General features: G+C 45.9%; 21 protein-coding genes. 7 read left to right on the top strand and 14 right to left on the bottom strand.

Annotated elements, in window-relative coordinates:
- Window positions 1-63 precede the first annotated feature (63 nt).
- The 3 genes from HY811_08770 to HY811_08780 all read right to left on the bottom strand — a co-directional run bounded on the left by HY811_08770 (window position 64) and on the right by HY811_08780 (window position 3,135).
- Entirely contained in the window at window positions 64-2,121 is a 2,058-nt protein-coding gene (locus HY811_08770) for a trypsin-like peptidase domain-containing protein (protein ID MBI4834893.1), read from the bottom strand.
- Window positions 2,115-2,465 carry a hypothetical protein gene (locus HY811_08775; GenBank protein MBI4834894.1) on the bottom strand — a complete coding sequence of 117 codons (351 nt, stop codon included), beginning with the start codon at window positions 2,463-2,465 and terminating at the stop codon, window positions 2,115-2,117. The genes HY811_08770 and HY811_08775 overlap by 7 nt, the downstream gene beginning before the upstream one ends.
- 301 nt (window positions 2,466-2,766) lie before the next feature.
- A complete protein-coding gene (locus HY811_08780; protein ID MBI4834895.1) occupies window positions 2,767-3,135 on the bottom strand; it encodes a hypothetical protein in 369 nt (122 codons plus the stop codon).
- 18 nt (window positions 3,136-3,153) lie between these two features.
- Between HY811_08780 and HY811_08785 the strand changes: the two genes are divergently transcribed.
- Window positions 3,154-3,549, top strand: coding sequence for a hypothetical protein (locus HY811_08785; protein MBI4834896.1), 396 nt, complete (start codon window positions 3,154-3,156; stop codon window positions 3,547-3,549).
- Window positions 3,550-4,113: 564 nt separating this feature from the next.
- Here the strand turns inward: HY811_08785 and HY811_08790 are convergent.
- The 4 genes from HY811_08790 to HY811_08805 form a co-directional block, all read right to left on the bottom strand.
- Window positions 4,114-5,145 carry a DNA cytosine methyltransferase gene (locus tag HY811_08790; GenBank protein MBI4834897.1) on the bottom strand — a complete coding sequence of 344 codons (1,032 nt, stop codon included), beginning with the start codon at window positions 5,143-5,145 and terminating at the stop codon, window positions 4,114-4,116.
- 11 nt (window positions 5,146-5,156) lie between these two features.
- Window positions 5,157-7,100: an ATP-binding protein gene (locus tag HY811_08795; GenBank protein MBI4834898.1), complete on the bottom strand. Its 1,944-nt coding sequence runs from the start codon at window positions 7,098-7,100 to the stop codon at window positions 5,157-5,159.
- 46 nt (window positions 7,101-7,146) lie between these two features.
- Window positions 7,147-7,545 carry a DNA mismatch endonuclease Vsr gene (gene vsr / locus HY811_08800; GenBank protein MBI4834899.1) on the bottom strand — a complete coding sequence of 133 codons (399 nt, stop codon included), beginning with the start codon at window positions 7,543-7,545 and terminating at the stop codon, window positions 7,147-7,149.
- An 81-nt stretch (window positions 7,546-7,626) separates the two neighbouring features.
- Complete coding sequence (locus HY811_08805) at window positions 7,627-7,764, bottom strand: hypothetical protein (protein ID MBI4834900.1); 138 nt, start codon at window positions 7,762-7,764, stop codon at window positions 7,627-7,629.
- A gap of 240 nt (window positions 7,765-8,004) precedes the next feature.
- Between HY811_08805 and HY811_08810 the strand changes: the two genes are divergently transcribed.
- Window positions 8,005-8,757 (top strand): endonuclease/exonuclease/phosphatase family protein, encoded by a 753-nt coding sequence (locus tag HY811_08810; GenBank protein MBI4834901.1) that lies wholly within the window; start codon window positions 8,005-8,007, stop codon window positions 8,755-8,757.
- Window positions 8,758-8,801: 44 nt separating this feature from the next.
- Here HY811_08810 and HY811_08815 read toward each other — a convergent pair whose 3' ends face one another.
- The 7 genes from HY811_08815 to clpB form a co-directional block, all read right to left on the bottom strand.
- A complete protein-coding gene (locus HY811_08815) occupies window positions 8,802-9,278 on the bottom strand; it encodes a DUF4396 domain-containing protein (GenBank protein ID MBI4834902.1) in 477 nt (158 codons plus the stop codon).
- Between the two features lie 60 nt (window positions 9,279-9,338).
- Window positions 9,339-10,370 carry a phosphatidylserine/phosphatidylglycerophosphate/cardiolipin synthase family protein gene (locus HY811_08820; GenBank protein ID MBI4834903.1) on the bottom strand — a complete coding sequence of 344 codons (1,032 nt, stop codon included), beginning with the start codon at window positions 10,368-10,370 and terminating at the stop codon, window positions 9,339-9,341.
- Window positions 10,371-10,372: 2 nt separating this feature from the next.
- Window positions 10,373-10,615: a PGPGW domain-containing protein gene (locus HY811_08825; protein ID MBI4834904.1), complete on the bottom strand. Its 243-nt coding sequence runs from the start codon at window positions 10,613-10,615 to the stop codon at window positions 10,373-10,375.
- Between the two features lie 83 nt (window positions 10,616-10,698).
- The gene (locus HY811_08830) at window positions 10,699-11,082 is read right to left on the bottom strand and encodes a VOC family protein (protein MBI4834905.1); all 384 of its coding nucleotides are present in this window, start codon (window positions 11,080-11,082) and stop codon (window positions 10,699-10,701) included.
- A 158-nt stretch (window positions 11,083-11,240) separates the two neighbouring features.
- A complete protein-coding gene (locus tag HY811_08835) occupies window positions 11,241-11,816 on the bottom strand; it encodes a hypothetical protein (protein ID MBI4834906.1) in 576 nt (191 codons plus the stop codon).
- The gene (locus HY811_08840) at window positions 11,806-12,018 is read right to left on the bottom strand and encodes a hypothetical protein (protein ID MBI4834907.1); all 213 of its coding nucleotides are present in this window, start codon (window positions 12,016-12,018) and stop codon (window positions 11,806-11,808) included. The genes HY811_08835 and HY811_08840 overlap by 11 nt, the downstream gene beginning before the upstream one ends.
- 105 nt (window positions 12,019-12,123) lie before the next feature.
- The gene (gene clpB / locus HY811_08845; GenBank protein MBI4834908.1) at window positions 12,124-14,715 is read right to left on the bottom strand and encodes an ATP-dependent chaperone ClpB; all 2,592 of its coding nucleotides are present in this window, start codon (window positions 14,713-14,715) and stop codon (window positions 12,124-12,126) included.
- A gap of 650 nt (window positions 14,716-15,365) precedes the next feature.
- Between clpB and HY811_08850 the strand changes: the two genes are divergently transcribed.
- From HY811_08850 to cobS, 5 genes are all read left to right on the top strand, one after another.
- Complete coding sequence (locus HY811_08850; GenBank protein MBI4834909.1) at window positions 15,366-15,992, top strand: histidine phosphatase family protein; 627 nt, start codon at window positions 15,366-15,368, stop codon at window positions 15,990-15,992.
- 78 nt (window positions 15,993-16,070) lie between these two features.
- Window positions 16,071-16,481, top strand: a complete 411-nt coding sequence (locus HY811_08855) for a GxxExxY protein (protein MBI4834910.1) — start codon at window positions 16,071-16,073, stop codon at window positions 16,479-16,481.
- A gap of 39 nt (window positions 16,482-16,520) precedes the next feature.
- Window positions 16,521-17,063: a bifunctional adenosylcobinamide kinase/adenosylcobinamide-phosphate guanylyltransferase gene (cobU, locus tag HY811_08860; protein ID MBI4834911.1), complete on the top strand. Its 543-nt coding sequence runs from the start codon at window positions 16,521-16,523 to the stop codon at window positions 17,061-17,063.
- Window positions 17,050-18,135 carry a nicotinate-nucleotide--dimethylbenzimidazole phosphoribosyltransferase gene (gene cobT / locus HY811_08865; protein MBI4834912.1) on the top strand — a complete coding sequence of 362 codons (1,086 nt, stop codon included), beginning with the start codon at window positions 17,050-17,052 and terminating at the stop codon, window positions 18,133-18,135. Before cobU ends, cobT begins: the two co-directional genes overlap by 14 nt.
- Before the next feature lie 75 nt (window positions 18,136-18,210).
- On the top strand, window positions 18,211-18,966 hold the full coding sequence (gene cobS, locus HY811_08870; protein ID MBI4834913.1) for an adenosylcobinamide-GDP ribazoletransferase: 756 nt from the start codon (window positions 18,211-18,213) through the stop codon (window positions 18,964-18,966).
- Window positions 18,967-18,971: the final 5 nt, after the last annotated feature.

Here is an 18,971-nt window from a genome sequence, read left to right on the forward strand (position 1 = left end):
ATAATTGATAGGGCGTCCCTCGCAGCAAAGCGTAGAGGGACAAAGCAACGAAAGTGGTATAGTTCATACCTGTGACACCTTCACCTCTAAAAACAACTGTCCGTTCTCCTTGACGAAGTCCAAGTGAGAAGCACCGCCCGGAGCAAAGGACTCCAGCCCTAATGCCGGATCAATCATCCCCTGGACAAGCGAGTTATCCAGAAGGTTTAATTCGTCGATTAAAGGCTTTGAAAGGCTCGAATGCATAATCGCCATTCCGCTTTGTATCAGGCGAGACATGACAAGCGCTCTCAGGGAATTCCTTTTCTCCACCGTGGTGACGTTGAAGGGTTCGCTCGGAACGACATATTCGTCCGATGCCCTCATCAGCCCCTTGGCTTTTGAATCACCGGTCAGCCAGTAGACCGCAATCCTTGCCGGACCGCTTTCCAGCGATTTAATACCGGTTAAGGAGAGCGTGGTTTCGCTTAAGCGTTCGGCATAAGCTTCCTTGGAAGAATCAACCTTATCCTTGAACCGCTTGGCGACAACGCCGTCAATGGTCTCAAACATAAAATTAAGATTCTTCAGGTATTTCGTCCATGCCTTCTTGATTTTATAAGCCTGGGTGGTATTGATTTTGGCCTTGTTCTTACCCTTACGGCTGATAAAAGAAGGATCAAGAACCTTCTGATATTCCTGTTGCGCAGGCTCGGCAAGCCGTGAAAGATAGGAAACCTCGTCGGGAATTACCGCTTGAAGGCGGTCAATCAGTTTTCCCGCGTTATTGGACAAGCCATTTGCCCAAAGTTCCGCCATCTGAGGCACGGCGGTTGTTAACGGGTTTATCGCTAACTTTATCCATATTCTTGTGGTACTCATCGTAGTATCCTCCCGCCCTGATACCAATAATGGTTCAGGGCTTTCTGCTAAACCGACACTATTGTCGGATAATTGCATTAATATATATAAACCGTTGGGAGAGCCGGCTGCGTCTTGCCTCCCGCTCACAGTGCGGGATGACGCTAAAAGCCGACCCAATCCCAACGTTTGACTTTTCCCCTTCACTTCGTTCCGGGGACGTTCGTCCCGATTTATCGGGACTCCGTCTTCCGTTTTAATATAGCCAAAACGATTTTGATAACCGTCCTGGCCACACCCAGCCAGAAACTCGACATTACTTTCAGCATAGTCTAACTCCTTCCTGTGGTTTATTTGCCACGAAGGCACAAAGTCACTAAGTTTTTCTTGGTGTCTTAGAGTCTTGGTGGCCCCGCTCCACTTCGTTTCGGGGACACCCGATTGACCCCACTCCACTTTGTTTCGGGGATACCCCGAATAATTGGGAGTCCTCGTATGGGGATAGGGAGTCCCTGCCGTTAGGCATGGGGCTGAATCCAGGAAATCGTATATTTCCGAGATGGGAACAATTCCCGCCATGGTCGTAACAAGTTGATTACCGCATAGCCGAACCCATACGGCTATCCCAATCAGTTCGTGCGTATCTGCCGTGTAAACGGGTCCACCGGAATTACCCGGAAGTATCGGAGCTGTGATTTCTACTGAATCAAAGCTGATAGCCGAGACGATTCCTGAAGACGGCCTTGGGTTAAGCCCCAATGAACACCCGACAACATACACCGGGGCAAACAGATAATACTTATAATCCCTATTTGCTAACGCAGCAGTTTTTAGATTATAGTTGTCAGTTTTCAGACTAAGCAATGCCAAATCTTTAACCGTATCCGTAATAACTACAGAAGCGCTTAGTGACTTTGTGCCTTCGTGGCTATAATCGTAGAATGTCACCTCGACCTTGGCGTAATTCCCCACCACGTGAGCAGCAGTCAAAACGTAAAGTTCAACCGTTGAATTGTTCAACTGTTCATTAGCTAATGAGCCGGTGGACTGATGAACCAATGAACCTGGAATGATTACGCCAGTTCCTCTGCCTGATAATGTCGTAATCATGACAGCAGGTTTGAGCATTTCATCATATTCCCGTTGATATGGGTTGTCCTTAGTAGATAAGGGGCGGATGATAATCACATCCGGCGGCAGTTCCGCCGGCTTGGTCGCCCAAACCGTCAGCCCGATACCCAGAATTCCTAATATTATTATAAGCAATATTCTCTTCAGCATTTTCTTACCCTCGCTTTCCCGGCATCATCTGCCTCTTCCAGCCAGCCGGTAAAGAACCGTTTGCCGAAACGCTTAACCGCCTCTTCCTTATGCATCATGTAATACTGGAGTTCCTCATGGTTAATCCGATACTTGCCCAGTATATAGCGCGAATTGCTGTTATGGGGGAACTCGCCCAGGTAGCAATACCTGCACAGATCCTGCGCCCGCGCCGCCTGCGAAGTGATACCGTTGTCTTCCGGCAATGGATTGGGGCATTTCTTGCAATTGGGTTTTGGCTCATTTGCCATTGGCTCATTTTCCCTCCCCGATGCCTTCGGTCGGGACTTTGTTTCTCTACGCATATCTTTACCCTCCTTTGGAAGGCTCTCTTGTCCCCCTTCATTCTTCAGGGACTTCCTTCGGTCGCCTCCTACTATAAGGGTAAAAGTTACACGGTTTGTAACTTTTGGAGAGGGGTCGTTTGCTCTAACCTAAGGCGTGATAAGGGAATGGAGCTATGAAGAAAATTCCCTATGGTGCAAAAGTGTAACTCCTACCTGTATAAACCGATATGAGTATCCCGACTTGTCGGGGTAACACCTACCACTGTTAAATGATATGTGTATCCTGCACCGAACAGGTGCATGGGTAACTCCGGAAAGGCTAATTCAGCCCTCTAAAGAACTGGATTATGGGCTTTTTGATGTATCGGGTAAGGAAGTAATAGAGGCATCGCCTGGTCTTTCCGTGCTTTTCGTAAATCTCGTCCAGATTCCAATCCAGGTCATAAAGCGCCATTATGATATCCCAGTGTTCGCGCTCGAAACTGCGCATGAGGTAGGTAATGAGAGAGATGGTTTCCTTGAGGGAGAAGCTTTTAAAGGCAAGCTCATCATCCCGGCGCTGGAGCCAGCGGTAATCATCCCGGACCGTGCGCAGGATTTGCCTTAACTCCCTGCCCTTGATGCCGCATTTATTGAGGGTCTGCCGCCATTGGAATTTATTATCGTCTAAGGATTGGAGCCGCTTCAAGGCTGCGTCTTTGGGGAGATGGATATAGATGCGTGCCAGGAGATAGACCATTTCCCTTACGGAGAAGGTTTGTTTTTGGTGTGCGGGTTCCCCGCGGAAGTACAGGTTGTCCTGTCCATCCTGATAGGAATAGTCATGGTCATCGGAATCTTTACCGTCATAAAAGCGGCACGTAAATCATATACGCCTCGCAAGCCACAGAAAAGCACAGAAAAACAGGGCATCAGCCCCATTTTTTTAGGGGCAGAAATCTATATTCCCGTGCCCCTGCAAAGCAGGGTTCCGTGTAATTCCGTGGCTAAAATCCTTAAGGCGTATCATCCATCTTACTACATAGCAAATATCGTGCCAAGCACCTTAAAAGCCCGTTTAAAACGTTTTTATCCGCTTGTTCGTCTTTATAGCTTTTTTTAGCCAAATTAGTGTAAAAACAGTTTACAAAACTGCTCTGGAATTTTACATTTTGACACAACTATGGCAGAGGGGCTATAGTCCCCCGAAGTCCCTCAAGGGACGGGGGGGTACCCCCGGGGGGTAGATACCCCCCATCTACCCCCTTTTAAACAGACCTCTTACCGGATTGAATCACTGTCTTAGGCCCTTTTGCGTGGTAATATACTCGATTTTAAAGCAGAATATGCCTTATGTATAAACAGGAAACACTCTATGTAAATGGACATTATGACCCATGTAAAAGGAGAAAATACCCTATAAAAAAGCACTCTATGACCCATATAAAAGAAGAATATACCCTATGAAGAAATATAATATAACCCATATATAAACAGGATATACTCTATGCAAGAATATAAAACCCCCTATGACGGGAATTCATCCACCCCCTGCGGGAAAATTTATAGTGAGCTTGTCGAATCTAACGGACTTGATTGAAATTGAAATGTCAAGGGGAATCTTGAAGGAGAGTGAAAAATCAATTAGGCAAGGGGTCGCCGGAATTACGGTAAATATTTATTTTTACTAAATAGGTTGGTCAAGGTATTTATCCAAGTGCTTTTTAATATTCTTTGATTGAATATAACTAAATTTCGGCGGTAAGGCGTTACCGATTAATAAAGCTAACGATGCTTTGGGAATATCGGTTGGGAATTTGTATGATTTCGGAAACGACTGCAATAATGCCGCTTCTCTTGGAGTAATAACCCGATTCTCGGTAGGGTGTAAAAATCTCCCTTTTGAAGGATTTAAACACCCGCCGGTTATTGTCGCCGAGTTATCATCCCATTTTAATCGACCGTAAATATCATTAAATCCTACATTTTCCTTAGTATGGCATAATAATTTGTATTCTTCGGGTAAATCGGATCTGCTCCCACCATTTTTGGGAATTAGTTTTATCATATCTTTTATTCTCTGGGTATGCTTTACCGTTATTTTATGTAAAGGATCGGATGTTTTTTTAATCGACCCTAAATTACCAATAGCGTCTCTTACGGTAACCTTTTCCCCGTTACCGGTTGCAATATCGATTTTCCCTAACAAAGAACCGATTAATACCAATCTTTTTCTGCGCTGCGGGATACCATAATTCTTTATATTAATGGTATCATGTTTAAGCTTATAGCCTAAGCTGTTAAGCTTCTTGACCATAGTTTTAAATAGATTATAATTTGTCAATCCAGGAACATTCTCCAACATTATAGTTAAAGGTTTTAATTTTTTAACAAACCTTAGATATTCCAATATAAGCTTGTTTCTTTTGTCTTTAACGTTTCGCCCATTACGGCGACGAACCGAAGAAAACCCTTGGCAAGGCGGACATCCGGCAAGAAGATGAAGACGTTGTCCCTTCAATAATTTCTTAACGGATAAGGGGGTAACCTTACGGATATCAGATTTAATAACCTTGCAATCAGGATGATTTAGTCTATATGTTTTAACAGAATCGGCATCATTATCTACGGCGGCTTTTACATCAAAACCCGCTTTAACCATTCCTGTAGACAATCCACCACAACCACAGAATAAATCTAACGATATATACTTTTTCATTTAGAACTATCTTATTGGGGATTGATATACCCTTTCATTCTTGGGTCTTCGGGGGCTTGCATCTTTAATAATTCCAAAAATTCCCTATAACGAGCCTCTACTAACTCTAAAAGTCCTTTCCATGTAATAACATCTAATAAATGCCTAAGAGCAGTTATTGTCTCGCCTAACGAAGTATCTGCTTGTGGTTTATCAGCAATTAAAAATCCATATACTGTTTTATTTTGAAATTCCGGAAGTGTACCTTTACTTTTAATGGCATCTTGTATCCTAGTTATATATCTATTTAACCTCATAATATGATCATAATCAATAGGTAATCCGGGTTTCATTAATTCCAAAATAACTATTAACCAATCGTTTTTAATACATAATAAATCAAACCTGCGATTTTCTCTTTCCTCCTTTTTAAAAGGCAATTCCTTTTTATCAATCTCTTCAGTAATTTCTTCAATCCACTTATCTATCCCATGTTCATGATAAAAATCCGCGGGTTTTAACTGTTCGTATTGTGGACCTAATAACCAAGGGTGGGTTTTAATAAAGGTTTGCATATCAAGGGTTCCGGTCGGTGCTTTTTCTGGTAATCTTTCTTCTATATGATTTCTAAATTGTTTTATAATTTCGATTTTCCCTGCCACTACTTCTGCGGTAGAAACCGCGCTAATAATATCCCATTCTTTAATAGCATCAAACAAATCCGGCAAGGCATTTTCATCAGTTGCATTAATCCTACGTATTATTTTTTTTACGCTTTCCCTTTCCACTCCCGCAATCATTGACCGGGCAATAATTCTGAAATCATCTTCATTAATTCGTTCTATCCCAGCAATCTTTTCAAGAGCTGTGGTTAAATCGCTTTGTTCTTGACGGGGAAGGCCACTAATAATAGGAGCAAACTCCGAATAATCATGTTTGAATTTATCAAGTTTTCTTTGGTCGCTACGTTTTTTCCAATCCCGGCATAATTCTTTTATTTTATCTTGCCCCCATTTTTCAAGAATGGGTGCGTTCCCAAATTGCCAGTTTACAGTTTGCCGAGGGGTAGCAATATAATCTATATCTTCATCTAATATTTCAGCTTTAACTTGTCCGGTAAGATATTCTAATCCAACTTGACCATTTATTCCTCCACTTAGATTAAAATGAAATGGAGTAAATTGAGCTACTCTATCTCGTGCGAAAACAGATATTCCCCTTAATTCTTTATCCTTAATGGTTTCTTTTAGGAACCCAAACCAATATTTAACTTTTCCGAAACCGGCAACTTCCTCTTCCGTCCATTGTTCACCATTAGTGGACGTTAAGTATTCAAAATCTAGAGTTTCTTTTGTTAACGATTGTCCGTTTATATGTACTTGCATTTCGATAGTATTTAATGCAAATCTTCTACTCATGCTCTTTCTAAAACTCTCAACATTTATTCTATTATTAAATTTAAGATTTTTTAATATTACCGTGACACCATTTGGTTCGTTTGATTTCTCGTCTTTATCTGGCAAAAACTCAAAACCGCTTATCTCGGCTTTAGATTTTAGTGTGGTATAATTTAAATTAAATTCAATCAAATGCCCGTTCTTAACGCTGGTCAAAACCATATCTTCGGCAATTCCAAATCCCGCCAATTTACCTATACCTTTTCTTCCCATAACTAATCTATTACCTGTTGTTCGTTCTCCGCGATTTTTTCTTCTTTCATACCCAATATGCAAATAAAAGTCATTTATTTCATCAAAGGTCATTCCCTCTCCGTAATCTTTTATTATTATTTGCGCATCGGGGTTTTCTTGTGGTGAGGCTTCGGGTATAGTTATCTCCACTTTTTTAGAATCAGCATCCCATGAATTTGCAATAAGTTCCGCAACTGACGGAACTGGCCCACCATACATTTGATGTCCAAGCAAATCAATAAATCTTCCGGCAAATGTCATTTTGAGTTTTCTTTGGGGAATCATAGCTTTCTCCTAATAAATTTTTACCATTGAACCTTTTACTCACCTTTTAATTGTTTAACAAAGCGGCTAATCGTAATACTCCTTTTTTAATAGCGCATTCCCAAATACGCAGGACTTTCCAGCCTAATGATTTCAGCGTTTTTGTGACTTTCCTATCGCGTTCTTTATTACGCTTTATTTTATTTTTCCAAAATGCCGCGTTACTTTTTGGAATTAGCTCCCTACAGTTATGCCCGTGCCAAAAACAGCCGTCTGCGAAAACTACTATTCTCTTAGACGGAAAAACGAAATCCGGATTCCCAACAAGCATAAATCTCCTGCGCCACCCTTTTATTCTGGCTCGCCTAAAGATTTCTATCAGTTTCAACTCGGTTGATTTGTTTCCGCGCGATTTTACGGCTCGCATTATAGACGAGCGTTTTCTTTTGGAAAAACTATCCGCCATTTTTCTTAATAATAGTTATGTAATTCCCGAGACAGCATACTTAATTCTGTGAAAATCACCTCTTTCGTAATAAAGCTAAACTTACCTGATTAGCCACAACTGGAATTCGGGGTAAGTGTCTTTATCGTAAAAATCCAAATCCTTATCGTCTTGCCAGACAAGCTCGGTAAAGTTTTCGTAATCTTCGTTGTATCCTTTACACACAATGCGTATTGCCATGGATTAAAGTATAGATTCCTATCAAGATATTGTCAAACGAATTTACAACTTACGAATGTTATTATAATTCCTGGTCCCGCCTACCCCTCACCCACTACGCTCCGCTACGGGAGGCTACACTCTGTTCCGCACCGGGATGCCTGCGACCACGCAAAGCGGGGAAGTCCTTTAGGGCTGGATTATACACCGCAGAAAAACGGTGACTTTTAGGGGAAAAATTGGTATAATAAATGTTCTAATATGAAACTGCACCTTTTGACTATTAACGTCCATAAGGGCTTTTCGCCCCTGAACCGGCGCTTTGTCCTGCCACGGATTAAGGACGCCATCCATTCGACACAGGCGGATATCGTTTTCCTACAGGAGATTGTCGGCGAAAATACCAGGAAAGCGGCCAAACATTACGACTGGCCCGCTAAGCCCCAGCATGAATATATCGCTAATGCCCCCATCTTTAACCATGCCTACGGGAAAAACGCGGTTTATGCCGCCGGACACCACGGCAACGCGATACTCTCCCGCTTCCGGATATTGGATTCTGAAAAGATGGATGTCTCCACCAACATGTTTGAAAAAAGGGGCATCCTCTACAGCCGGCTGAAAATACCTCACCATCGCCATCCTTTGCATTGCGTCTGCGTCCATATGGGGCTCTTCCACATCTCCAGGAAGAAGCAGTTCAGGAAACTCCGGGACTACATCCGCCGGGTGGTGCCGGATAACGAGCCGCTTATCGTGGCCGGCGATTTTAACGAGTGGCGCAAGAACAAGAAAGACGAGCTGGAAACGCACCTGGGGATGAAGGATGCCGGGCTGGAAATCCACGGCCGGAAGCTCAAGACCTTCCCGGCGCTCCTGCCGGTTTTGCCTTTAGACCGCATTTACCTCAAGGGCTTTAAGGTCCTGAAAGCGCGGATTCTCCATAAAGGAATGTGGAAAAACCTTTCCGACCATGCCGGTTTCTCGGCGGAAGTGGAGATACCCCATCTCTAATCCGGGAACAAGGACTGCCGGTATCCTGCAAGGATAATAAGAAATTAATGATGCATATGATGATGGTTTTTGACAAGCGCGTGCCCTCTGCCGCGTGAAATCAGCCAGCGGTTCGCCGGAAACGCGGCAAGCCCGGCAAGAACAAGCGAAATAAAAAGGCTGAACCAAAAAATCGGCTGGCCAACACCAGCGGACATGGCATCCGGGATAACAAGCATTACCCCATTATCAATAATTTCCATAATGGTGATGGAAAGGGTATCTGCCGCTAAAGCCAGCATTATCGCCGTGCCCAACTTCATTTTTGCCTTGAGAAGCGGGCTTAACGTCATCAGGTAGCCGAAAATAAAGGCGAGCACTATGGAAAGCGCGACGGTCGGCCAGTTTTCCCACTTTAATGCCGCGCCGATTACCATCCCCAGGACTTCGCCAATCGAACAGCCGGCCAGGCAATGGGCAGTTGCTTTGAAAGCGATACGGTTTAAGGAAGGCGCGCCGCCATCGTGTTTTTCCTGCATCATATCAGATTCTTTCCAATTCCGTATTATATTGCCGATTCGCGGCAATCTGCTTAAGAGGCATTAAAGTATTGACTGGAGAACCCGGATAATCGGCGCGATGAGGTAATCGAGCCATAAAGGCTTCCTGAACGGCTTAAAAATATCTGACGCCTGCTTCCAGCCATCGACGATTTTCCGGATATCCCGGACCATATTTTTTTCCCTGAAGAATAATCCTATTTCCACGTTATAATCGAAAGAAAGCGGGTCGATATTTTGAGAGCCGATTACGCCTTCCGTATCGTCGATAATCATGGTTTTCGCGTGATTCATCTCTTTCTGCAGATAAAATTTTATTCCCAGCTTATGCATCTGGTAAAGATAAAAGTAATTGACCCTGTCCAGCATCCAGGAATCCGTCTCCTTAGGCAAAATCACCTGGACATCGACGCCCCGGAGCACCGCCTGATGAAGCTCGCCGATGAGCCATTTTGCCGGAGCGAAATAAGGGGTCGTTATGACGATGCTCTTCTTCGCGTTTATTATGCTTTCCCGGTAACGCTGCGTTATGAATCTTTTTCTTTTAAAATGCCAGTTTTCGAGAACCCATAATTTGGTTTTATTTAAAAGCCCTTTCTCATTGACGTGCCGGAGAAGCTCCGGATCCGCCCCTCCGCAGTGGCGGTAGGTGTGGGCAAAAGATTTTAGGACGCTTTTCGCAATCGGGCCTTCTATGCGCATCTGCAGGTCATTCCACTTACGGAAAACCTTGTGGATATTCACCCCTCCCAGGAAAGCGATTTTCTCGTCCACCACCAATATCTTCTTATGGGTGCGCTGGAGCCAATAGCTGAAAAAGAGGAGTTCTATTCCGGACGCCCGGATTTCTTCGACGGTTTGCGACGGCATTTCCAGGCTTCCGAAAGAATCAATGATGATTTTCACTTTCACGCCCGCCATTGCTTTTTGCTTGAGCGTTTCAAAGAAATTATAGTGCTTGGTGTTATCGGCGAAGATATACATTTCCAGGTAGATTGATTTCTTGGCGCCGGATATCGCCCTAAGCATCGCGTTCCAGGCCTTTACCGATGTGATGTAGAATTTATATTTCATTTTTACTTGGGCTTGTCCGGTTTAACCGCTTTTATTATATCCCGGAACTTGGCTTTTGTCTTTTTCAATAAGACTCTCGCCCAGATAAATTCGGTGCCGAGTATTGCCAGGCCGAGAGGAATCACTATGATTGCCGGCCCCGGCAAGACGATCATGGCAATTCCAATCAGGAGCACCGTAAAACCTATTACGATTATTACCACCCTTTTCGCCTGCTTAACGCTTTTAGTGAAAATATCCGTCATATATCATTAGCCTTTACCGATACCAGGCTTTGTTCCTCGGTTTCGGTAAAAATGGCATTTCCGGCGGGTGTTGCTTTACATTATTATCTCGTATTTCCTGCAAATTTTACCTGATTCATCAGCCATTCGGGCGAGGTTTCCGTTGGCGCGTGTATTACCACGATATTACCGTCCGGGTCTTCCAGCCTAATCCCCCTCATCCCGAGATGAGAATCAAACGGCTCCGGAATTTTCGCACCCCGCTCTTTAAGTTGCCTGATAGTCTCTTCAAGGTCAAGGACAAGGAAAGAAATCTGCGTTTTCCCCGGATTGTGGCCGGATACATCCAAATCCAGACCTTTAACGCCGGAATCAAACACCTTTAATTCCTTCTGGTCCACCCGAACCGTAAGCCTTAGAAGCTCGTGGTAAAAGCGCCTGCTCGCTTCAGGGTCTTTTGAGAAAAGCTCTATTTCGTGAAGTTTCATAATGATACCCGTTCATTTGTTCATCCCGCCTACCCCCGCTTAGGCGGTGTTCGGGGACGTCGCGACTACTCCGTCGGCTCATTAGTTCAATCGGCCTAATCCTGCTTAATCCCGTTGTTGTTATTTCCTCACGAACTCAAACTCCCCATCATTTCCGGTCAATCACTGTTCTTAATAAGCTTTTCCAGATTTTCTTTTATATCCGTCCGCATTAAATCCTTCTGCATCTGAATAATACGCTTTTTGAGATATCCCTTATCCAGCTTGCCCTTCTGCGATAGGATAATGTTCGATATATCCGCCTGGTCAATGGCGCGGTAAGAAACCAGCTTATAAAGAATCACGTCTTCGGGTGATGCCACGAAAACTTTCCTCCTGAATATTTCAATCCGGCGTTTCCTTTGAAACACGGTTTTTTCGAATTCGGAATAGCCCATTATAAAATCAACGTGGTAATGCCCGTAATAAAGCCGGCACATTCCCATATCGCGCATTTGTTTCAATGCTTTTTCCGGATTAAAGGTAAACTTGCGTCTGCTTATTTTGGAAAGAAAATCACGGTAGTTATTGAGTACTTCTGGCGATAAGCGGATGACGATATCTATATCCAGCGTTTTGCGCGGTCTGCCCCAGATATCAGAAGCTACCCCGCCGATAATCACATATTCGGATTTTTCTTTGGAAAGGAAATCAATTAAGGCAATAAAGAGAGAACGGAATGTCTTAGCCGACATGCTGTCTTTCCAGTAATTTCGATAATGAACGGAAAAGAGACGCGGCTTTAACATGGCCGGCATCGGATTCCATGTCCAAAAGCTCCTCGGTCATTTTAATCCGCGTGCCAAGCGGCACCCTTTTAAGCCAACGGGCGGTTTGCCTGCTCTTGTAAAAGCCCGCCTTGCCCATTTTTTTTGCCCAGTTTAAAGTGTCATTCATATGGTTAATTATATCAAATTAAGGCGGCTGATTCAAGCTTTTACCATGCCATCTTTGCCATCGGACGAATCAGTTTAATCCCGCTTAATCCCGTTGTTTAATGTATTATTTCCTCACAAACTCAAACTCGCCCAGCTTATCCTTATCCGCCTGGACAATAATGGTGTCGCCTTCCCGGAATTCGTTATCCAGCATCTTCAGCGCCAGTGGGTCTTGAATCTTATGCTGAATCATCCGCTTCAAAGGCCGCGCCCCATACGCCGGGTCAAAGCCGGCCATCGCCAGCATTTCTTTTGCCCCGTCCGTTAGCTTCAGCGTGATTTTCTGTTCAGCCAACCGCTTCCTTAAATAGTCCACTTGCAGTTCCACTATTTGCTTTATATCCTCTTTGGTAAGGCTCCTGAAGATAATAATATCGTCAATCCTATTCAGGAATTCAGGGCGGAATTGCTTCCGCAGGACATCCATAACTTTATTCCTGACTTTGGCTGTGTCTTTTTCAGCTAATTGCTCTGACATTAAATCCGTCGCCACGTTGGAGGTCATAATCACCACGGTATTCTTGAAGTTCACCACCCTGCCGTGCCCGTCGGTCAGGCGCCCGTCATCCAATAACTGCAATAATACATTAAATACTTCCGGATGGGCTTTTTCTATCTCGTCAAACAGGACCACTGCATAGGGCTTCCTGCGGACCGCTTCGGTCAACTGCCCGCCTTCATCATAGCCGACGTATCCCGGCGGCGCGCCGATTAATCTGGAGACCGTGTGCTTTTCCATATATTCGGACATATCAATCCTGACCATTGCCTGCTCGGAATCGAAGAGGAACTCCGCCAGCGCCTTGGCAAGCTCGGTCTTGCCCACGCCGGTCGGCCCCATAAATATAAAAGAGCCGATTGGCCGGTTCGGGTCGGAAAGCTGGCTGCGTGCCCGCCGTACGGCATTGGAGACGGATTTTATCGCCTCTTCCTGCCCGATGACGCGTTTGGAAACACGCTCTTCCATATGGACGAGTTTCTCTTTCTCGCCTTCCATCATCCGGGAAACCGGAACGCCTGTCCAGCGGGAAACGACCTCGGCGATATTTTCCTCGGTCACTTCTTCATTCAGCATCTTGCTGGTTTTCTGGATTTTAGCCAGGCGGTCATTTTCTTCTTTGAGCTTTTTCTCAAGTCCCGGGATAAGCGAGTATTGTATTTCCGCCACGACCTCCAAATCGCCCTTGCGTTTCAGGGTCTCGGCGCGGATTTTCTCCGATTCCAGCTGTTCCTTTATCTTCCGCAAATTCTGGATGGATGTCTTTTCCGTCTGCCACTGGGCTTTTAAGGCGGATGATTTTTCCTTCTGCTCCGATATTTCCTTTTCCACTTTCTTTAAGCGCTCCGCGGACGCTTTATCTTTTTCTTTCTTCAATGCCTGGGCTTCTATCTGCAACTGCATGATTTTCCGTTCGATGATGTCAATCTCCTGCGGCATGCTGTCCAGCTCGATTCTCAAGCCGGAGGCGGCTTCGTCCACCAAATCTATCGCTTTATCCGGCAGGAACCGGTCGGAGATATAGCGCTGGGAAAGAGTCGCCGCGGCAACGAGTGAGGCATCCTGTATGCGGACGCCGTGATGGACTTCGTAGCGCTCTTTCAAGCCGCGCAGTATGGCGATGGTGTCTTCAACCGAAGGCTCGCTGACGATAATCGGCTGGAAACGCCTCTCCAAGGCCGCGTCCTTTTCTATGTATTTACGGTATTCATCAAGGGTGGTCGCGCCGACGCAACGCAGTTCCCCCCGCGCCAGGGCGGGTTTAAGCATATTGGAGGCATCCTGTGCGCCTTCTGCCGCGCCCGCACCGACCACGGTATGGAGCTCGTCTATGAATAATATGATTTCTCCCTGCGACTGGTTAATTTCCTTGAGGACGGCTTTGAGGCGGTCTTCGAATTCGCCGCGGTATTTCGTGCCGGCGACCAGCGCGCCCAAATCCAAGGACAGCACTTTCTTATTCTTCAGGGGTTCGGGGACATCGCCGGAAACGATGCGCTGGGCAAGCCCTTCGGCAATGGCGGTTTTGCCCACGCCGGCCTCGCCGATAAGCACCGGATTATTCTTGGTGCGGCGGGAGAGGACCTGCATCACGCGGCGGATTTCCTCGTTCCTGCCGATGACCGGGTCGAGCTTTCCCTGCCGCGCCGCGGAGGTGAGGTCGCGGCAGTATTTGGTCAGGACCTGGTATTTCGTTTCCGGCTGCTGGTCGGTCACGCGCTGGGAACCGCGCACCTCGGCAAGCGCGGAATATAATTGGTCTTTGTTTAGGTTAAGTGTCTTTAATATTTTAGAAATGTTATTGTCATCCGCAAGCGCCAGAAGCAGGTGTTCGGTGGAAACGAATTCATCGGTCAGGCGCTGGGTTTCCTTGAAGGCATCGTCAAAGACCTTCTTTAATCGGGGCGAGATATAGGTCTGCCCGGTAACGCCTTCCACCTTGGGGAAATCGGAAATCACTTTGCCGACAGCCGAGGCAACAGCAAAAGGGCTCGTGCCGATTTTCTCCAGGACTGGTCCGACCACGCCTTCGCTCTGTTCCAGGAGAGCGGTCAAAAGGTGTTCGGGCTGTAATTCCTGGTTATTGTTTTTATCCGCAATTTCCTGCGCGGACTGAATTGCTTCCTGCGATTTAATGGTGAACTTTTCTAATCTCATAGAATGTATTTTACTAAAAACACAGGAATCGTCAAGAAAACTTTACAGCCACTGCCACAAAGGCAGAAAAAGCAATATCAAGTATTTAATTCTTAGTGTCTTGGTGCCTTCGTGGCAAAATATTTTCCTTTATAATTATTTGACAATTATTTTATTGCGTGGTAAGGTTTAGCAGTTCTTTTAAAACCTAAAGCGGATAACCACCCCGATTAAATATTGGGGCCCCCATATATTTGGGGGGAGGAAGTCTCCGTTAGATTCGGAGCGCTGTCCCGCAACGGTAATGCCCTCGGCTGACGTTCAGGATTTATCCTGAGCCTGTCGAAGGACAAGCCCGGACGACTGGTTATCTCGCCCCGTTAGAAGTAGGACGCCATTGGCGTCCGCCCTCGCTTTCGGCGAGTGACCTCTAACGGGGCAAGCTGAGTACCTTCGCGAGAAAAGGGAATATTAAGGAAGTGTCATTTGAGACCTCCTTTGCCTTTCCGTGAAGGTCAGGCAAGGGAGGTTTTTTTATTGGGGATTTTTACAGCAGGATTTAACTGATTAAACTGATTATCCGCCCCTCTACGAGGGACTCCCTATAATCGGGGGTCCCCGAAACAAAGTTGAGCGGGGCTAAATCCGTTTAATCCCGTTGTTAAAATACTATGAGATTGTTACTGATTCGTCACGGAGAGATCGATTTCAACCGCCAGGCGCGTTACTGCGGCATTACCGATGCCCCATTGAATAAGCACGGCATTGCCCAGGCAAGGGACCTCCGGTCATTCTTCAGCAAAGAGAAAGTGGACGCCGTTTATTGCAGTCCGCTTACAAGGACTAAACAGACCGCGCGGATTCTTTTCGGGCGGCGGCGCATCACTCTCGAACCGGCCCTCAAAGAGATTAACTTCGGCAAGATGGAATGCATGTCCGTAAAAGAGGTGAAAGAAAAGCATCCGGTCTTTTACCGCACCTGGCTCACCAATCTTAACACCGCCAAGGCGCCGGGAGGAGAAAGTGTTAACCAATGCCGAAAGCGCGTCTGGAAATTCATCAATTCGCTTATCAGGAACAGGAAAAATGCCCATAAAACCATCGCGCTTGTCATGCACGGCGGCCCGATTAAAATCTGGATAAGCGATATCATGAAATGCGGGAAAGACGGATTCTGGATGTTCCATCCGGAGCCGGCTTCGGTTACTACCGTGGAATATGATAAGGGCAGATTCTGCCTTTTAGGGAGGAACTTTTATTATGCGAAAAACTATCCGGGCTTCGGCTGGAGGCCGTGATATATTAAACAACAGGATTAAACTGATAAAACGGAATTGACCAATCTGTTTAATCATATCTAATAATAGAAGGATTTTATGCAACACAAAGCGAAAGAGGGTCTTATTTATGAAGAGTTAACACACAAAATCATTGGCGCGGCTATGGAAGTCCACCGTGAACTCGGACCGGGATTTATCGAGAAAACATACGAAAACGCCCTGATTATAGAATTGAAAGAGCGAGGAATCCCCGCGCAAACACAGAAGAAAATAACGGTGCACTATAAAAACCATCTTGTCGGTGAGCATCTTATTGATATTCTGGTGGACGAGAAAGTAATCCTGGAACTGAAAGCGGTTGAAGAACCGGGCAAAGCGCATGAAGCCCAATTAATATCATATTTGAAAGCGGCTAATATTAAAATAGGATTGCTTATAAACTTTTCAAAGGAGTCGCTGGATTGGAAACGGATTATGCTGAAGGATAATCTTTCCGTAAAGCATTAATTAAATCAGCTTAATCAGTTAAATCCAGTTGTTAAAATTATGAAAAAAGTAACATTAATACTGGGTGGCGCCCGTAGCGGGAAAAGCCACCACGCCGTGGAGATGGCCAAGCAAATTAACAAGCGCACAGTATTCCTGGCAACCCTGGAATTCCATGACGCGGAAATGGATGAGCGGATAAAACTCCATAGAAAACACCGTCCGGCTGAATGGCAGACCGTCGAGGAAGGCAAATACATAGATAAAATACTTTTTAACCTGAAAGGACTTTGCGACGTGGTGATAATAGACTGTGTGACCAATCTTGTCTCCAACCTTTTGATAGAATTGGATGATGAGGATAAAGTCGTGGAAGAAATTAAAAGTATCGTGCAAGTAATGTCCGATATGGATTGCCATATAATACTGGTCTCTAACGAGGTCGGCGAAGGAATCGTGCCGGAAACACCGCTGGGCCGGGAATTCCGCGATATCGCCGGCATGGTAAACCAGCTGATTGCCAAGCACGCTGATGAAGTGATTCTTATGTGCGCCGGGATACCCCTGTGCATAAAAGGCGGAAAAAAGAATGAGCCTGCTTGATACGGCCATAAGCAAAATAGGCGGATTGGATAATGCGGCAATGGCGCGCGCCCGGAAGCGGCTTGATAATTTAACAAAACCGCAAGGGAGCCTGGGCAGGCTGGAAGAACTCGCCAAACAAATCACTGGAATTACCGGGAAAGAAAACCCGCCGCTTAAAGACAAAGTTATCGTCACCATGGCCGGCGACCACGGCATAACCGAGGAAAAAGTGAGCGCTTACCCTAAAGAAGTAACGCCCCAGATGGTTTATAATTTCCTCTCCGGCGGCGCGGCAATCAATGTCCTGGCAAGGCAGGCCGGCGCAAGGGTGGTTGTCGTGGATATGGGGGTTGCTACGAAAATACAAGCTCAACAGTTCAATAGTTCAATGGTTCAAGGGTTAAGATTTAAGGATTGTAAAATTGGATTAGGAACAAAGAACTTTGCCAAAGGCGCGGCAATGACCAAAGAAGAAGCGATTCTGTCTATAGAAAAAGGAATCGCTGTCTTTGAAGAAGAATTCCGCAAAGGGCTTGATATCTTGGGGACAGGTGATATGGGCATTGGGAACACCACCCCGAGCGCCGCGATTATTTCGGTCATCTCCGGCAAGCCGGTTGATAAGATAGCCGGACGCGGCACAGGACTTAACGATACCGGGCTTTTACATAAAATCGCGGTTATTAAAAAAGGGATAAAGATTAACAAGCCCAATCCGCGCGATGCGATTGATGTCCTGGCGAAAGTCGGCGGATTTGAAATCGGCGGGCTTACCGGCGTAATATTGGCCGGGGCGGCGCATCGGGTTCCGGTTGTTATAGACGGATTTATTTCCACCGCCGCAGCGATGCTTGCGGTTAAATTAGCGCCAAAGTCCAAAGATTTCCTCATCTCCAGCCATTGCTCGGCGGAAAACGGGCATAAATGCGCACTTGAATACATGGGAATGAGGCCGTTGCTGGATTTAAACATGCGGCTGGGTGAAGGCACGGGCGCGGCGCTGGCGATGAGCCTGGCCGAAAGCGCTATCAGGATTATGACGGAAATGGCGACATTTGATAGCGCAGGGGTGGCAAAGAAAAACAAGTAGCGCGCAGTGAGTAGTGAGTAGAGAGGGATAATTCCTCGCTGCTCGTTGCTCGCTACCGGCTACTGGATATAAGATATGAAATCGTTGCTAATTGCTATACAATTTCTTACCAGATTACCGATTCGCATCAAAGAAGTTAAGCCGGAAGACCACGCGCGGTCGATGATGTGGTTCCCTTTGGCTGGAATCTTTATCGGACTGGTTCTGGCATTAATCGCTTATGAATCATTCCTGTATAATCTGCCGGGCTCCATTACGGCGGCTTTGATTATCCTGGCAATGGTTATCATTACCGGCGGACTGCATCTGGACGGATTAAGCGATACCTGCGACGGATTCTACGCCGGCAAAGACCGGGAAGATATTTTGCGGATTATGCGCGACCCTCATACCGGCGCCATGGGGATTATCGGAATCGTCACGGTGCTTTTGCTGAAATACGCTGTCTTAGCAGAACTCGTATCTTCGCTTCCGTTCCGCCCGCTATACATCTCTCTGGCAATTGCGCCCATGATAAGCCGGTGGGGAATGGTTATGGCATCAAGCATCTCTCCCGCGGCGCGCGAGGACGGAAAACTCCTGCCTTTTATACAACACCTGCGCGTCAAGCACTGGCTTATCGCGACCATGCTTACATATATTATCGCTATTGGGCTATTGGGAAACCACGGCTTCGTGCTTTGCATGATCGGATTAGGCGCTGTGGTTATCGGCGTCATTTATTTCCGGCAGAGAATCGGCGGCGTTACCGGCGATACACTGGGCGCGTTAAATGAAGTTATCGAGTTAATCGTCTTGTTCAGTATTTATATGATGTATAGAATATGCTAAAAGTT

This window comes from Planctomycetota bacterium (assembly GCA_016207825.1).
Classification (GTDB): domain Bacteria; phylum Planctomycetota; class MHYJ01; order JACQXL01; family JACQZI01; genus JACQZI01.

Excerpts from the sequence above, each read along its gene's own strand:
- HY811_08810 (MBI4834901.1), top strand. The coding sequence starts at position 8,005 with ATGAAACTGCACCTTTTGACTATTAACGTCCATAAGGGCTTTTCGCCC.
- HY811_08805 (MBI4834900.1), bottom strand. The coding sequence starts at position 7,764 with ATGGCAATACGCATTGTGTGTAAAGGATACAACGAAGATTACGAAAAC.
- HY811_08825 (MBI4834904.1), bottom strand. The coding sequence starts at position 10,615 with ATGACGGATATTTTCACTAAAAGCGTTAAGCAGGCGAAAAGGGTGGTA.
- HY811_08790 (MBI4834897.1), bottom strand. The coding sequence starts at position 5,145 with ATGAAAAAGTATATATCGTTAGATTTATTCTGTGGTTGTGGTGGATTG.
- vsr (MBI4834899.1), bottom strand. The coding sequence starts at position 7,545 with ATGGCGGATAGTTTTTCCAAAAGAAAACGCTCGTCTATAATGCGAGCC.
- cobS (MBI4834913.1), top strand. The coding sequence starts at position 18,211 with ATGAAATCGTTGCTAATTGCTATACAATTTCTTACCAGATTACCGATT.
- HY811_08835 (MBI4834906.1), bottom strand. The coding sequence starts at position 11,816 with ATGTCGGCTAAGACATTCCGTTCTCTCTTTATTGCCTTAATTGATTTC.
- HY811_08855 (MBI4834910.1), top strand. The coding sequence starts at position 16,071 with ATGCAACACAAAGCGAAAGAGGGTCTTATTTATGAAGAGTTAACACAC.
- HY811_08775 (MBI4834894.1), bottom strand. The coding sequence starts at position 2,465 with ATGCGTAGAGAAACAAAGTCCCGACCGAAGGCATCGGGGAGGGAAAAT.
- clpB (MBI4834908.1), bottom strand. The coding sequence starts at position 14,715 with ATGAGATTAGAAAAGTTCACCATTAAATCGCAGGAAGCAATTCAGTCC.
- HY811_08795 (MBI4834898.1), bottom strand. The coding sequence starts at position 7,100 with ATGATTCCCCAAAGAAAACTCAAAATGACATTTGCCGGAAGATTTATT.
- HY811_08850 (MBI4834909.1), top strand. The coding sequence starts at position 15,366 with ATGAGATTGTTACTGATTCGTCACGGAGAGATCGATTTCAACCGCCAG.
- cobT (MBI4834912.1), top strand. The coding sequence starts at position 17,050 with ATGAGCCTGCTTGATACGGCCATAAGCAAAATAGGCGGATTGGATAAT.
- HY811_08785 (MBI4834896.1), top strand. The coding sequence starts at position 3,154 with ATGGATATAGATGCGTGCCAGGAGATAGACCATTTCCCTTACGGAGAA.
- cobU (MBI4834911.1), top strand. The coding sequence starts at position 16,521 with ATGAAAAAAGTAACATTAATACTGGGTGGCGCCCGTAGCGGGAAAAGC.
- HY811_08815 (MBI4834902.1), bottom strand. The coding sequence starts at position 9,278 with ATGATGCAGGAAAAACACGATGGCGGCGCGCCTTCCTTAAACCGTATC.
- HY811_08770 (MBI4834893.1), bottom strand. The coding sequence starts at position 2,121 with ATGCTGAAGAGAATATTGCTTATAATAATATTAGGAATTCTGGGTATC.
- HY811_08830 (MBI4834905.1), bottom strand. The coding sequence starts at position 11,082 with ATGAAACTTCACGAAATAGAGCTTTTCTCAAAAGACCCTGAAGCGAGC.
- HY811_08840 (MBI4834907.1), bottom strand. The coding sequence starts at position 12,018 with ATGAATGACACTTTAAACTGGGCAAAAAAAATGGGCAAGGCGGGCTTT.
- HY811_08820 (MBI4834903.1), bottom strand. The coding sequence starts at position 10,370 with ATGAAATATAAATTCTACATCACATCGGTAAAGGCCTGGAACGCGATG.